This window comes from Maribacter sp. TH_r10, from assembly GCF_033101095.1.
GTDB lineage: Bacteria > Bacteroidota > Bacteroidia > Flavobacteriales > Flavobacteriaceae > Maribacter_A > Maribacter_A luteus.
This window is the reverse complement of record NZ_JAWMPY010000001.1, coordinates 1108334-1123301: the sequence shown is the minus strand read 5'-3', so window position 1 is coordinate 1123301 and position 14968 is coordinate 1108334. Positions and strand designations below refer to the sequence as shown.

The window sequence follows — 14968 nt, the reverse complement described above, 5'->3', positions numbered from 1 at the left end:
GGGAAGCTGAAATAAGCTTCCCTTTCCTTTTTAACTGGTAGTTCTATAATTGCAAGGTACTCAATAGGGCTATGTCATTGTCGAGATATTCATATTGATATAGGACATCCTCACCAACCATAAGTAATGTATTCTCTAAAGGAATTACATCGAAGGTATTGATGTTTTTAAAATGGTTCAAGGCCTGTAAACCCTCAACATTGGACTTATCATATACCTTTAATCCGGAATCCCCATCACAAACGAACAATTTCTCTTCTTTAACACCAAGTCCATAAGGTTCATCCATAGGATATTCCGCCGTTAATTCCGGCTTATTGATGTTTGAAATATCAACAATGAACAATCCACTTGATATTGCCCCACAGGCGTTACCTCCTCTTAAGGTAACATAGGCATAATCACCGTCTACCACAACGGGGTCACAGGCCGTACCATGTTCAAATTCAGAAACAAAGGTCGGCGTTGCCGGTGAAGAGATGTCATAAATATACATTCCCCGCGTACTGCCCAAGAACAAATGTTGCCCTCTACTGAATATGGTTTCAATATCAAAACCTGCATACACATCCTCCAGGTCTTCCGGGTACTCTAAATCCTGGATATTGAAGATATTAATATTGTGACTGTCGACCGCATAAAGAAAATCCCCTACGATCTTAAAGCGCGCCAAGGAACCTCCTTGACCTACCGAAGCATCAGTGGCAGATTCTGCCATCGCAAATATTTCACCATCAACGGTAAACCGTTCCTCATATTCCAAAATAGGCCTTCTTTCGGTCACCGTTTCCCACCCGAGCAATATGTCGTTTTCGTAATCTATGCCATCATACTCATAGAAATCTGCCACGGGCCATATCACATTGTCACGCAATACATCCTCAAGTCGATCCACTATTTTGATATTCATAATATCCGAAATATCCAACACGACCAAATCCGTTAGGCTATCGGCATATAGATAATCATCCTTTATAGAAATATCTACATTTCCGGCAATTTTGATGAACGATATTTTTCTGGGGTTATTCGGGTCACTATTATCAATAACATGAACCCCTCTATACTTATCATTTACAAAAATATAATCCTGATAAGCGTATATTTTCCCTGACTCCGTTACAGGCATGGGAGCGATCACATCCACACTATTTTTAAATTCTGTTTTACTTATGGTCAAAGGTTTGGCAACCAGATAATCGGCATATTTACCGTCATCGGATTTTTCACAGGACACCAAAGCCATGGCCGTCACGAACAGAAGCAGCATCACTTTCTTTTTCATAAAATGGTTTTTATATTAAAAAGTCTGAAGCAATCTACCTTTTGGAACACCTAAAAAACCTGATGACCTCATGGTTTATTCCATTACCTTTTTAATGCGGTTATGCATTTAAGATGCAAAATCCGTTCATACGTTGCGTAATGGTATGTAAACAAGATTATCTTTCAGAAGAAAAACCAACGGCATCCTTATACATGAAATAAACAGGTATTTTAGCCAACATAGCAGTAAAGAACACCCCTACAAAACAAAGCAGAATACCCATTTCCGCCACTAAACCCATTACGATGATGAGTCCGAAAATCACGAGCCAATTTTTATTGCCCAAGGTAAAACTCGATTTTACGATTTCCATAGCCGACAACTCTTTTTCAAAGGCCAAAAAGGCAGGTATCAAGGATATAGGCACTACCAAATAAAAAATGCCCAACCCACAGGCCAACATTCCCAAAAGCATCAATCCCAACATGATCAAGGATAATACGAGTGATTTTAAGATATATTCTTTCTTGAAGTAATAAAAGTAACTATCGGACAAGGATATATTTTGATCATTATTCTTACAGATGCGTAAAAAGGCCGCATTGAGCAGAAGACTTACTGTCATGATTCCTAAAAACACTAAAGGCATGAGAATCACCATGGGCAATAATATTTCCGGGGGCATCTCCTCACTTTTAAACATTTCGGGATCGGATACCCCTGCAATCAAAAGAGGTATATAAATTAAAATGTAAAAAGGGACAATGGTCAAAAACGTCAGCAAAACGACCACAAAACCTTGCAACCAGACTTTTTTGAAGAGATCTATGGAATTACTGAAAATGGTTCCAAAATCCAACGGATTACTATTCTTAATATGGTTTTCAAGTGCTTTAAAGTTCATGGCTACCTTTAGTTTACAGAAGTACGTTAAACGGTTTAAAACCTAAATTAGTACTAAATTATACTGTCATATTGTCATTAAATTGGAATAAGCGTTATCTTTGCTGCCCCTTATCCCAGATAAAGGTAATTATATGGAGAAAATAATTGATGAATCAGTTCAGGGAAATTCACTTTCCCTTAAAAAGGACGAAAAGAACACACGTAACCTTTACATTGAAAGTTATGGGTGTTCCATGAATTTTTCAGATAGTGAAATCGTAGCCTCGATCTTGGCCAATGAAGGGTTCAATACCACCCAAGAATTGGAAAATGCCGATCTAGTATTGGTCAACACCTGTTCAATACGTGAAAAGGCCGAAACCACGGTACGCAAACGTCTAGAAAAATTCAATGCGATAAAAAAGAATCGGCCCCATATGAAAGTAGGGGTATTGGGCTGCATGGCCGAACGCCTTAAAAGCAAACTGCTCGAAGAGGAAAAAATAGTGGATATGGTCGTTGGCCCAGATGCCTATAAAGACCTACCCAACCTTATTCAGGAAATCGACGAGGGGAGAGATGCCGTGAATGTCGTTCTCTCCAAAGATGAAACCTATGGCGATATTTCCCCAGTGAGATTAAACACCAATGGGGTGAGCGCATTCGTATCGATTACCAGGGGTTGTGACAATATGTGTACATTCTGCGTAGTGCCTTTTACCAGGGGACGTGAACGCAGCAGGGATCCACAATCAATAATTGATGAAGTAAACGATTTAGGGGCCAAAGGCTATAAAGAAATTACCTTACTGGGTCAAAATGTCGATAGTTATCTTTGGTATGGTGGTGGACTAAAAAAAGATTTTGATAAGGCATCGGAAATGCAAATCGCCACAGCGGTTGATTTCGCCAATCTTTTGGATATGGTTGCCGTTGCCCAACCCAAAATGCGCATACGTTTTTCAACTTCAAATCCCCAGGATATGAGTTTGGACGTTATCCGAACCATGGCGAAACACGATAATATCTGTAAGCACATTCACTTGCCCGTTCAAAGTGGAAGTAACGATATCCTTAAGAAAATGAACCGCCTTCATACTATTGAGGAATATTTTGACCTTATAGATAATATCAAAAAGATTATTCCGGATTGTGCATTCTCACATGATATGATTACAGGTTTCCCAACTGAAACGGAAGAAGATCACAAAGCCACCTTGGCCGTACTTGACTATGTAAAATATGATTATGGCTATATGTTCGCCTACTCAGAACGCCCTGGAACCTTGGCCGCAAGAAAAATGGAAGACGACATTCCTAATGATGTTAAGCAGCGGAGGCTTTCCGAGATAATAGCTTTACAAAGGGAACATTGTTTGCTACGCACAAAGAATCACCTAAACAAAATCCAGGAAATATTGATTGAAGGCATATCGAAAAAAGACGACACTATGTGGATGGGACGAAACTCCCAAAACGTGGTAGCTGTTTTTCCTAAAGAGAATTACAAGGTAGGGGATTTTGTGAACGTGAAAATGAATGATTGTACCTCTGCTACCTTAATTGGGGAAGCTGTGGATTTTGGTAAATCTAATTAAGTCATACTTGAAGTTACAAGAGCAATTATGGAAAGTGTACAAGCAATAAAACAACGTTTTGAAATTATCGGGAACGACCCAAAACTGAACCGAGCTTTGGAAAAGGCCATTCAGGTCGCCCCGACTGACATTTCCGTATTGGTTACCGGGGAAAGTGGTGTAGGTAAAGAATCAATTCCCAAAATCATACACTCCCTTTCGCACCGGAAACACGCAAAGTACATTGCGGTAAACTGCGGTGCCATACCTGAAGGCACTATCGACAGTGAACTTTTTGGACATGAAAAAGGATCGTTCACGGGGGCAACATCTACCCGAAGCGGTTATTTTGAAGTTGCTGATGGAGGTACCATTTTCCTTGACGAGGTCGGGGAACTCCCTTTAACAACACAAGTTCGTTTATTAAGGGTACTTGAAAACGGTGAGTTTTTAAAAGTAGGGTCGTCCCAAGTTCAAAAGACAGATGTGCGTATCGTTGCGGCCACGAACATGAACATGATCGAGGCCATTAAAAAAGAAAAGTTCCGGGAAGACCTGTATTATCGATTAAGTACGGTCGAGATCAACATTCCTCCACTGCGTGAACGCAAAGAGGACATTCATCTATTGTTCAGGAAATTTGCTTCTGATTTTGGACAGAAATATAAAATGCCGACCATTCGCCTAGATGAGGATGCCGTGCAGCTCTTGTTCAAATACAGATGGCCGGGCAATATTCGACAACTTCGTAACATTGCCGAACAGGTTTCCGTACTGGAGAGCGATAGAAACATATCAGCTATAACATTGAACAGTTATTTACCGAATACAGGTAGTTCACAATTACCGGCCGTGGTACGCCAAAATAAAAATGAAAGCGACTTCAGTAACGAACGTGAAATCCTTTACAAGGTTTTATTCGATATGAAGGGGGACCTCACCGACCTTAAAAAATTGACTTTGGAATTGTTGAAAAACAAGGATACCCAAAAAGTTCAAGAGGAGAACGAAGGTCTAATACAAAAAATATATGGAGGTGATCAAGATGGCTTTCAGGAAGAAGACAATGAAGAACCCATGGAGGTATTACAGCTTCCCGAGCCTCAGTTAGAACAAAAAACCTTTGAGACCCCCCAAGAGGACAAGTACCATTTTGCAGAAGAAATAGAAGAGGAAGAAACCTTATCTTTACAGGAAAAGGAAGTGGAATTGATCAAGAAATCATTGGAAAGAAACCGCGGCAAACGAAAAGCCGCTGCGGCCGAACTGGGAATTTCCGAACGCACTCTATATAGAAAAATAAAACAATACGATCTTTAAATGAAGAACATACAAAAAACATTATTAATCTTCACGATTCTTACTGTGATCATAGGGTGTGGCGCATATAACTTTACGGGTGGCGACGTGGGTACCGCTACCACTTTCCAAGTGAATTATTTTCAAAACTATGCGACCCAAAGCCCAGGATCAACCTTTGAACCGGGAATGGACCGTGATTTTACACTTGCCTTGCAGGACAGGATCATGAACCAAACCAGTTTGGATCTGGTCAACAATAACAATGCGGATTTATTGTATGAAGGTGAAATCGTGGAATACAGGATCTCACCTATGAGTGCAACGGCCGAACAAACTGCCGCTCAAAATAGACTTTCGATAGCCGTTAATGTTCGTTTTTACAATAAAACCAAAGAAGATGCCGATTTTGAAAAACGATTTTCATTTTTCTATGATTACGACGGCAGTACCCAATTGTCATCTGTAAAAACGGAAGCACATGAAGTGATCTTTGAAAGGATCACCCAAGATATTTTCAATGCATCGCTTGCCGATTGGTAAACAATAAAATTAAGATTCAGGATTTTATCGAATCATAACAAAACAATGAACGTACAGGATTTTACATTTTTATTACAAAACCCTGATAAGGTCGTTACCCCGATACAGACCAAACAATTGGAGGATGTTTTGGATGAATACCCCTACTTCCAAGCAGCCAGGGCACTGCATTTGAAAGGGCTTAAAAACCTGAACAGCTTTAAATACAACAATGCCTTAAAGATTACCGCCGCCTATACTACAGATCGTGATATCCTTTTTGATTTTATCACATCTACCAATTTCCTACAAAACAACATTGCCAATGCCATTTCGGGTAAAAAACCCATTATAAACAAGGCGGAAACCATATCTGGGAAAGAAGCCGATATAGCACCAACGGAAAAGACAGAACCCAATGCTTTGATCCCCAAATCTGAAGACAAACCCTTACCACAAGATATAGAGGACGCCAATCAAATCCTAGATCCAAAACTATTTACATCAAAAGACCCCGAAATTGACCGTAAACTTAAAGCCGAAAAAGAAAAAGCCGAGGAGGAACTTAAGTTAGGCCAACCACTGCCATTTACCAAAAAAGAAAAACATTCATTTAGTGAATGGCTACAACTGGCCAAAGTAAAGACCATAGAAAGAGAATCTAAAGCACCTGAAAATGAAGGGCCGGCCATAGAGGAAGATGTTGATTTTCCGATGGAAAAAGATGTATTGAAAAAGAAAAAATTTGAATTGATCGATAAGTTCATCGAGAACAATCCCAAAATAAGTCCGACCCCAAAGACTACAACAAAAGTCGATATAAAGGAATCTATTAAAATAGATAAGTCCGAATTGATGACAGAGACTTTGGCCAAAGTATATTTAGAACAGAAAAAGTATAAAAAAGCCATTCAAGCTTATAAGATTTTAAGTTTGAAATATCCAGAAAAAAGTAGTTTCTTTGCAGACCGAATAAAAGCGGCAAAAAAAATACAACAAGAAAATACATAGTACTAATGAGCACATTTACAATATTCTTGGTTCTTATCATCGCAGTTTGCTTTTTATTAGTGTTGGTGATCATGGTTCAAAACCCTAAAGGAGGCGGATTATCGTCCTCTTTCGGTGGCGGAGGCAGCCAAGTCGTTGGTGGTGTCAAGAAAACAGGGGACTTTTTAGATAAAAGTACTTGGACACTGGCCGCATTACTCATTGTTTTGATTTTGGCATCGAACATTGCCTTAAAAGGGAACTTCAGTGATGCAGAATCTAAAATTTTACAAGGTGACGGTATAGAAGAAACCGTTCCCGAGGCCGTACCGGAAGAAGTTCCTGCGCCTGCAATAAACAACAATAGCGCATCAGATAGTCTTTAAGATATCTGTTTTTTAAAATAAAAAAATGCCAGCCTGAATGACAAGCTGGCATTTTTATTTTACAATATGTCAGTTTTTATCATATGGCATAATTTCTGACTATCATATCCGGTAATTTTAAATCAACTTAAAATAATTAATATGGCTAAAGTTAACATTAAACCATTGGCAGATCGAGTTCTTATTGAGCCAATGGCTGCAGAAACCAAAACCGCATCTGGATTGTACATTCCGGATACCGCTAAAGAAAAACCTCAAAAAGGAAAAGTAGTTGCTGTAGGCCCTGGAACAAAGGATGAGCAAATTACCGTTAAGATCGGTGATACTGTTCTTTATGGAAAATATGCCGGTACAGAACTGAAATTGGAAGGTACCGATTACCTTATGATGAGGGAAAGTGACATTTTAGCGATTATATAACTAACATAAATTCCAGAGTAGATGCATCCGAATGCCATTAGAACAACATTTAGTTTAAAATAGGTATTGGGACAATGAAACTTGGAGCTTAAAATTTTAAAAATAAAATTTTTATTATGGCAAAAGACATAAAATTCGATATTGAAGCACGTGATGGCCTAAGAAGAGGGGTAGATGCCTTGGCCAATGCGGTAAAGGTCACATTAGGACCTAAAGGTAGAAATGTTATCATCAGCAAATCGTTCGGTGCACCTGTAGTAACAAAAGATGGTGTTTCGGTAGCAAAAGAAATTGAGCTAGAAGATGCATTGGAAAACATGGGCGCCCAAATGGTTAAGGAAGTTGCTTCCAAAACCAATGATCTTGCCGGTGACGGTACCACAACTGCAACCGTTCTTGCCCAAGCTATTGTCAAAGAAGGCTTAAAGAATGTTGCCGCCGGTGCAAATCCAATGGATTTGAAAAGAGGTATCGACAAAGCCGTTGAAGCTATTGTAGCCGATTTGGCCAAACAATCTAAAAAAGTTGGTGATTCATCAGAAAAAATAAAGCAAGTTGCCTCTATTTCTTCAAACAACGATGAGACCATTGGTGAGTTGATCGCCCAAGCATTCGGTAAGGTTGGTAAAGAAGGTGTTATCACCGTTGAGGAAGCCAAAGGAACCGACACTTATGTTGATGTTGTAGAAGGTATGCAATTCGATAGAGGTTACCTATCTCCTTATTTCGTGACCGATTCTGAAAAGATGACCACTGATTTGGAAAATCCCTACATTCTTCTTTTTGACAAGAAAATCTCTTCGATGAAGGATTTACTTCCTGTTTTAGAGCCTGTTGCCCAATCGGGAAAACCATTATTGATCATCGCTGAAGATGTTGATGGTGAAGCTTTGGCTACCCTTGTAGTGAACAAATTAAGAGGTTCGTTGAAAATTGCAGCTGTAAAGGCCCCAGGTTTCGGAGATCGTAGAAAAGCGATGTTGGAAGATATCGCCATTTTGACCAAAGGTACGGTAATTGCAGAGGAAAGAGGTTTCTCTTTGGACAATACCACCATAGATATGTTAGGTACCTGTGAAAAAGTAACCATTGACAAAGACAACACAACTATCGTAAATGGTGGCGGTGTAGCTAAAGACATCAAAACCAGGGTAAACCAGATTAAATCCCAAATTGAGACCACTACGTCTGATTACGATAAAGAAAAACTACAGGAACGTTTGGCCAAATTGGCCGGTGGTGTAGCGGTTCTTTACGTTGGTGCCGCTTCAGAGGTTGAAATGAAAGAAAAGAAAGACAGGGTTGATGATGCTTTGCACGCAACTAGAGCTGCCGTAGAAGAAGGTATCGTTGCCGGTGGTGGTGTTGCTTTGGTACGAGCCAAAAACGCCCTTTCTAAAATCAAGGCCGATAATGCAGATGAGGAAACCGGCTTGCAAATTGTTGCAAGAGCCATTGAATCTCCTTTGAGAACCATCGTTGAAAACGCTGGTGGCGAAGGATCTGTTGTTGTAGCCAAAGTTCAGGACGGTAAAGGTGACTTCGGTTACGATGCCAAATCTGAAAAATATGTTGAAATGTTGAAAGCTGGTATTATCGATCCTATGAAAGTAACAAGGGTGGCATTGGAGAATGCAGCCTCTGTTGCCGGAATGATCTTGACTACCGAATGTGCTCTTACAGATATTAAAGAAGACACTCCTCCTATGCCTCCAATGGGCGGCGGCGGAATGCCCGGGATGATGTAATCATTCCAAAATGCAAGCAAGCATAAAAAAAGCCCTGACATTTATGGTCAGGGCTTTTTATTTTAATGGGCATGACTATCATCGGTATCATCATCCCGATATTTACAACACGGGTGCACGGAGTTATAAGCTTCCTCTGTGGCTTTTAATTCCTTGGTATCATGGCCTACGGCCACTATGGCCGTTTTTATTTTCATCGGATCGGTCTTACGCTCATCGATAATGAGCGACAATTGATGTGACGGAATGTCCCAAGACGCGTATTTAACCCCCTTTACTCCCAAAGCGGCCTTTTCTATTCGCGCTTTACACATTACACATATACCGTCGACCTCCATAGTCATTTTTTTATTCTTCTCCTGTGCAAAAGAAACTGCTGTTAACATCATCAAGGTTATTCCTAAAATCGCTGTTTTCATATTGTATTGGTTAATTGTTAAAGTTTAAATCTAAATCCGCCATAGAACATTCTGCCCATTATCGGGGCATACACGATACTAGTATCAAAATTTGAGCCAAAAGGCTCATCAGCACCTAAAACGGCAGCATCCTGGGTATAATCAGATAAGTTCTCACCCCCTATATATACCTCAAAATTGCTATTGAATACCTTAGTGATCTGTGCATTCATTAAGCTATAAGGTTCTGAATAATCCCCTAATTGATAATCTTCAGAATAAACTGAAGTATCAGGTAATCGTTGCTCCCCTAAAGTATGTATCGTATAATCAAAACGCCATTGTGAACCATTTTCCTTTGCCGTAGTTTCGTAACCCAAATTAGCAAAAAAGCGATGTTTGGCCTGCAAAGGCTTCTGTAAGCGACCTGTTCTATAATCGGTTTGTACATCGTAATATTTATAAGCCGTTCTAAAATCCAAATTATTTATTACTTCATAATTCACTTCGAACTGAAAACTATTGGCCACGCTTTTACCGTCCAAATTATAAAATGCCACCTCATTCGGGTTTTCGTAATCTACAACGATCTGGTTTTTAAAATCGGTTCTGTAATAATCAAGGGTAACATTCCCTTTTCGTTCGAACAAAAGAAACCCTTGAAGAAAACTAACCCCATAATTCCAAGCATCTTCTGGCTCAAAACCATAAATACTGCCTTCATTGGCCCCTATCAGGTTTATTTGTCGTGAAGAAGCGAAAATCTGTTGGTTCTCGGCAAAAATATTGGCCGCTCTCCTACCCCTTCCAAAAGAACCCCTTAAACTTCCCAATTCCCAAGGTGTATAGCGAATATGGAACCTAGGGGTCACAAAGGTACCTAGACGGTTGTGATTATCTACCCTTAAACCAGCTGTTAAACTTACCTTGTCAAGATTATCATAACTATATTCAAAAAAGGCACCTACTGAATTATCATGACGGTTGTAATTATCCTTATTCACCAATTCATTATACCCATCATAAGCAAAGGTTAATCCTGTCTTGAACTTATTCTGGGTATCACCGATGATCGAGTTGAAGATAAAATTTGAATATATACTTTCATGGTCAATATTATATTGATTTAACCCATAATAAGAATCTTGCTTGTGCATACTATAAGAGCCCTGAATACCAAAGCTTTGATAAGGTAATTCCGGAAAAACATAACCCAGTTTTACTGAGGAATCAAACCTTCGGGTATCAACCTCACCTCCCCATGCATTAGTGGTAAACTTATCCTCAAAGGGGTCAAAATCGGTTTGTCCCACCTGCTTTTCATCCTTTAAAAAACGAACATTGAAAAAACTTACCCATCCTGTTTCGGGGTTTTGGTATTGCCATCGGTTCATTACATTGATTTGATTCGCCAATGGGGCATCCAAGAATCCGTCTCCATTGTTGTCTTCTTTTTCATCCCTTCTATTCGCATGTATGTATAGGCCAGAACTCCATTTATCGGTCAGTTTTTTATTGAAATGGGTATTTAATTCATACCGGCCATTTTGATTCCCATACCCGTTTACGAAAATAGCATTATCGGTTAGCGGTTTTACCAACTCGGTATTGATCTGACCCGAAATGCTTTCATAACCATTGACGACGCTTCCGGCACCTTTGGTAATCTGTATACTTTCTACCCAGGTTCCTGGGGTAAAGGTTAATCCGAAAGCCTGGGAAGCACCCCGAACCATTGGGATGTTCTCTTGGGTAATCAATAGATAAGGACTCGTTAACCCCAGCATCTGAATCTGTTTGGTTCCTGTTAGGGCATCGGAAAAATTTACATCGATTGCCGGATTGGTCTCAAAGCTTTCCGAAAGGTTGCAACAAGCTGCCTTTAACAATTCGGCACTATTTACCGTAACCACATTTTGGGCACTGTAGAATGTTTTCTGGACTGCATCCCTTTTCTTGTTCACCACCACCTCATCCAAGGCATTTGAAGGTTTTAAGGTATGATGGATCATTCTAGGTGAATTTACCGTTAAGGTATCCGACTCAAAACCTATATAACTTATTACCAGTTTATTATACTCTTTTTTATATGGAATGGAGAACAACCCATCCCCATTGGTCATTGTCCCTATTTGGGAACCCATCCAATACACATTTGCCCCGGATAACCCCAAATGCTGATTTGCCTCACTTGACTCCATGACCATTCCTTCTACTTTCTCTTGAGAGAAAGCCAGCCAAGGCATAAGTATGGAAACCATTACTATGATATATTTATTCATTTATTTCTTTATTAACTTTATTAATCAATTTTTACTGTACGCAATCGCAATGCATTCGCAATTACGGATACTGAACTAAAACTCATGGCCAATGCAGCGATCATAGGTGACAATAATATTCCAAAAATTGGGAATAAAATCCCGGCCGCAATGGGTATACCAACCGTATTGTAAATCAATGCGAAAAATAGATTCTGTTTTATATTCCTCATTACGGCATTGCTCAATTTGTGAGCCTTTACAATACCATGCAAGTCCCCTTTCACCAAAGTAATCGAAGCGCTTTCTATCGCCACATCGGTTCCTGTACCCATTGCAATACCCACATCACTTTTTGCCAATGCGGGAGCATCATTTATACCATCACCGGCGACGGCGACCTTTTTACCCTCTGCCTGCAACTGCGCTACCATGGCAAGCTTATCTTGTGGCAGCATTTCCGCCTTAAAATCGGTCAACTGCAATTCGTCTGCCACTGCCTTAGCCGTATCACGGTTATCACCTGTAAGCATGATCACGGTAATACCTGAAGATTGTAATTCTTGAATCGCCTTTTTACTTGTTTCCTTTATTTTATCCCCTATGGCAACAAAACCGACGGCTTTTTTACCTATCGCCAAATACGAAACCGTTTTTCCTTGTTTTTGATAAGAAACGACATCCGATCGTAAAGTATCCGGGATACTGACTTGCGCATCGGCCATAAGCCTACCATTACCCAAGGTGACGGAATCGTCCCCAATTTCACCAGCAACCCCTTTGCCTGCGACAGCTTTGAAATCGGACACCCTTAGGAGTCCGACATTTTGGGACTTCCCGTATTTGACAATCGCATCGGCCAAGGGGTGTTCGCTATATTGGTTCAATGAAACTATATATTGCTCCACTTTTCGTGAATCGAAACCGGCCACGGTGCCTACTTTCTCAACCGATGGTTTGCCCTCGGTAATGGTCCCCGTTTTATCAATAACCAGTATATCTATCTTGTTCATGCGCTCCAATGCCTCGGCATTCCTGACCAAAACCCCCGATTGCGCTCCTTTACCCACACCGACCATAACTGACATTGGCGTGGCCAACCCCAAGGCACATGGGCAAGCGATTATCAAAACCGCAATTGCATTGACCAAGGCGTACACATAGGCCGGTTCCGGGCCAAAAAAGACCCAAACAACAAAAGTGACTACGGACACGACAACCACGGTGGGCACAAAATAACCGGAGATCTTATCGGCCAGTTTTTGGATAGGCGCCTGACTTCGGCTTGCCTTGTTCACCATATCGATAATCTGTGACAACAACGTTTCCGCACCCACCTTTGTAGCCTTCATCACAAAAGAGCCTTTACCGTTTATGGTACCCGAGCTTATGTTATCGCCCTCTACTTTTATAACAGGAACAGGCTCACCGGTAATCATGGATTCATCAACTGCACTTTCACCTTCAGTGACAATACCATCCACAGGAATTTTGTCCCCCGGTTTAACACGTAAAAAATCTCCCTTGGAAATTTCATCAATAGTAATGACCTCTTCTTTACCACCTACAATTCGAACAGCCTTATTGGGTGCTAATTTCAAAAGCTCCTTAACGGCTGAATTGGTTTTACTATGCGCCCGGGCCTCTAGTATTTGCCCAAAAAGCACCAAAGTCAAAATAACAGTGGTGGCTTCAAAATATACATGTACATTACCCTGATCCGTTTTAAACTGACTTGGGAAAAAATCGGGCACTAAAATGGCGAATACGCTGAATAACCATGCAACTCCGGCACCAATGCCAATTAGCGTGAACATATTTAGATTCCATGTTTTTACTGAACGATAAGCTCGTTCAAAGAACATCCAGGTTGCATAAAAAACAACGGGTAGTGACAGTACGAATTGAATCCAATTCCAATACTTCACACGTAGCATATCATGAAGCGGGTTATTGGGCAACATTCCCCACATGGCAATGATAAAAATCGGCAAGGTAAAGGTGACTGCAATCTTAAACTTGCCCAAAAGCCTGTTGTAACTCTTATCCTCGGCCGATACCTCTACCTGTTTTGGCACCAAATCCATACCACATATGGGGCACTCGCCTGGTTCGTCATGTACAATTTCCGGATGCATGGGACATGTATAATTAGCGGATGTAGTACTATTTGTATTCACTTCCTCCACTAAATCCATTCCGCATACGGGACAATCGCCGGGTTTGTCATAGGTCTTTTCCCCCTCGCAATGCATTGGACAATAAAAAACACCATTGCCATTGACATGCTTTTCCTCTTTTTTTACTTCATGATGCCGGTGCTCGCCCTGGCCATGAATGGAATAATGCCCACCGTCCCGTTCCATGACTTGTTGCAATTTTTGTAAGGGAATTTCCTTATCTGACTCCAAAACTGCCTCGGCCTTTTCCAAGTCCACGATAACATTGGTGACACCCTTAACACCTGCCAGTGTTTGTTCTACATGAGCCCTACAACCGTTACAGCTCATTCCGTGAATATGATAAGTATGTTTCATATTATGATTTAAACATTTTCAAACAACAATTCTACTCCCAAAACCTTTTATGGGTTGGCACTAAAACCAGTACATCTTAATGTAACTGGCCTTAAATGCACGAATAGTCGTCTTTATTTTTTTTGCTTTGTTATTCGTTAGTTTATCTCGACCCATATAAATCGAAAGCACAAATAACCAGCGGTAAGAAAAAATACGAATGAATCAAATCAGGAAGACATCATCAAGCAATTGGATATCCTTGACGATTTTTGGCGGAATATATTTTTTATGGGGAATTTCCCTAGTCTCCTTTAACGTAAAAAGACCAAGATAACTATATGAGTACGCAACCAAGAACTGTTGCTGTTCTACATCAATATCATTTAAGGAAGGCTTAACATCATTTTGACCTTGTATGGCGATCACCTCATCATCACAACATGATTTTTTATCAATGGAAGTTTCGGATGAAGATTCTGAAACCAAATCCATTCCGCAATCCTGGGCATCAACGAAGAAAGCCAAATCTACAAGATGTCCCATACAAAAGTGCTTCTCTACCTTCCATGAGGTAGTGGACGCCAAGAGAAGGAGCGCCATGCATACTGCGGTTATTTTAAACACGATGGATTTCACGGTGCAAATTTACAAATAATTGAAATAGCATGATTTGCCGTTTAGTTAATTAACGATTTT

General features: G+C 40.3%; 13 protein-coding genes. 7 read left to right on the top strand and 6 right to left on the bottom strand.

What is annotated here, in order from left to right:
* Positions 1-43: 43 nt before the first annotated feature.
* Together R3X28_RS04660 and R3X28_RS04655 are read right to left on the bottom strand one after the other, a co-directional pair.
* Entirely contained in the window at positions 44-1285 is a 1242-nt protein-coding gene (locus tag R3X28_RS04660) for a hypothetical protein (RefSeq protein ID WP_317662788.1), read from the bottom strand.
* A gap of 157 nt (positions 1286-1442) precedes the next feature.
* Positions 1443-2171, bottom strand: a complete 729-nt coding sequence (locus R3X28_RS04655) for a hypothetical protein (protein WP_317662786.1) — start codon at positions 2169-2171, stop codon at positions 1443-1445.
* 133 nt (positions 2172-2304) lie between these two features.
* Here R3X28_RS04655 and miaB point away from each other — a divergent pair, with 133 nt between their 5' ends.
* From miaB to groL, 7 genes are all read left to right on the top strand, one after another.
* Positions 2305-3750: a tRNA (N6-isopentenyl adenosine(37)-C2)-methylthiotransferase MiaB gene (gene miaB / locus R3X28_RS04650; RefSeq protein WP_317662784.1), complete on the top strand. Its 1446-nt coding sequence runs from the start codon at positions 2305-2307 to the stop codon at positions 3748-3750.
* 27 nt (positions 3751-3777) lie between these two features.
* Positions 3778-5049 carry a sigma-54 dependent transcriptional regulator gene (locus R3X28_RS04645; RefSeq protein WP_317662782.1) on the top strand — a complete coding sequence of 424 codons (1272 nt, stop codon included), beginning with the start codon at positions 3778-3780 and terminating at the stop codon, positions 5047-5049.
* Entirely contained in the window at positions 5050-5571 is a 522-nt protein-coding gene (locus R3X28_RS04640) for an LptE family protein (protein ID WP_154362776.1), read from the top strand.
* A gap of 45 nt (positions 5572-5616) precedes the next feature.
* A complete protein-coding gene (locus R3X28_RS04635) occupies positions 5617-6561 on the top strand; it encodes a hypothetical protein (RefSeq protein ID WP_317662779.1) in 945 nt (314 codons plus the stop codon).
* A 5-nt stretch (positions 6562-6566) separates the two neighbouring features.
* Positions 6567-6926: a preprotein translocase subunit SecG gene (gene secG, locus R3X28_RS04630; RefSeq protein ID WP_154362780.1), complete on the top strand. Its 360-nt coding sequence runs from the start codon at positions 6567-6569 to the stop codon at positions 6924-6926.
* A 141-nt stretch (positions 6927-7067) separates the two neighbouring features.
* Positions 7068-7346, top strand: coding sequence for a co-chaperone GroES (groES, locus tag R3X28_RS04625; protein WP_154362782.1), 279 nt, complete (start codon positions 7068-7070; stop codon positions 7344-7346).
* A gap of 116 nt (positions 7347-7462) precedes the next feature.
* Complete coding sequence (groL, locus tag R3X28_RS04620) at positions 7463-9094, top strand: chaperonin GroEL (RefSeq protein ID WP_154362783.1); 1632 nt, start codon at positions 7463-7465, stop codon at positions 9092-9094.
* Between the two features lie 62 nt (positions 9095-9156).
* Here the strand turns inward: groL and R3X28_RS04615 are convergent, their stop codons facing one another.
* The 4 genes from R3X28_RS04615 to R3X28_RS04600 all read right to left on the bottom strand — a co-directional run bounded on the left by R3X28_RS04615 (position 9157) and on the right by R3X28_RS04600 (position 14896).
* Complete coding sequence (locus R3X28_RS04615; protein ID WP_317662774.1) at positions 9157-9513, bottom strand: heavy-metal-associated domain-containing protein; 357 nt, start codon at positions 9511-9513, stop codon at positions 9157-9159.
* A gap of 17 nt (positions 9514-9530) precedes the next feature.
* Positions 9531-11774 (bottom strand): TonB-dependent receptor, encoded by a 2244-nt coding sequence (locus R3X28_RS04610; RefSeq protein ID WP_317662772.1) that lies wholly within the window; start codon positions 11772-11774, stop codon positions 9531-9533.
* Between the two features lie 20 nt (positions 11775-11794).
* Positions 11795-14290 (bottom strand): heavy metal translocating P-type ATPase, encoded by a 2496-nt coding sequence (locus R3X28_RS04605; RefSeq protein ID WP_317662770.1) that lies wholly within the window; start codon positions 14288-14290, stop codon positions 11795-11797.
* A gap of 204 nt (positions 14291-14494) precedes the next feature.
* The gene (locus tag R3X28_RS04600) at positions 14495-14896 is read right to left on the bottom strand and encodes an HYC_CC_PP family protein (RefSeq protein WP_411556594.1); all 402 of its coding nucleotides are present in this window, start codon (positions 14894-14896) and stop codon (positions 14495-14497) included.
* Between the last annotated feature and the right edge of the window lie 72 nt (positions 14897-14968).

Coding starts and splice junctions, on each gene's coding strand:
- R3X28_RS04660 (WP_317662788.1), bottom strand. CDS start 1,285: ATGAAAAAGAAAGTGATGCTGCTTCTGTTCGTGACGGCCATGGCTTTG.
- R3X28_RS04655 (WP_317662786.1), bottom strand. CDS start 2,171: ATGAACTTTAAAGCACTTGAAAACCATATTAAGAATAGTAATCCGTTG.
- miaB (WP_317662784.1), top strand. CDS start 2,305: ATGGAGAAAATAATTGATGAATCAGTTCAGGGAAATTCACTTTCCCTT.
- R3X28_RS04645 (WP_317662782.1), top strand. CDS start 3,778: ATGGAAAGTGTACAAGCAATAAAACAACGTTTTGAAATTATCGGGAAC.
- R3X28_RS04640 (WP_154362776.1), top strand. CDS start 5,050: ATGAAGAACATACAAAAAACATTATTAATCTTCACGATTCTTACTGTG.
- R3X28_RS04635 (WP_317662779.1), top strand. CDS start 5,617: ATGAACGTACAGGATTTTACATTTTTATTACAAAACCCTGATAAGGTC.
- secG (WP_154362780.1), top strand. CDS start 6,567: ATGAGCACATTTACAATATTCTTGGTTCTTATCATCGCAGTTTGCTTT.
- groES (WP_154362782.1), top strand. CDS start 7,068: ATGGCTAAAGTTAACATTAAACCATTGGCAGATCGAGTTCTTATTGAG.
- groL (WP_154362783.1), top strand. CDS start 7,463: ATGGCAAAAGACATAAAATTCGATATTGAAGCACGTGATGGCCTAAGA.
- R3X28_RS04615 (WP_317662774.1), bottom strand. CDS start 9,513: ATGAAAACAGCGATTTTAGGAATAACCTTGATGATGTTAACAGCAGTT.
- R3X28_RS04610 (WP_317662772.1), bottom strand. CDS start 11,774: ATGAATAAATATATCATAGTAATGGTTTCCATACTTATGCCTTGGCTG.
- R3X28_RS04605 (WP_317662770.1), bottom strand. CDS start 14,290: ATGAAACATACTTATCATATTCACGGAATGAGCTGTAACGGTTGTAGG.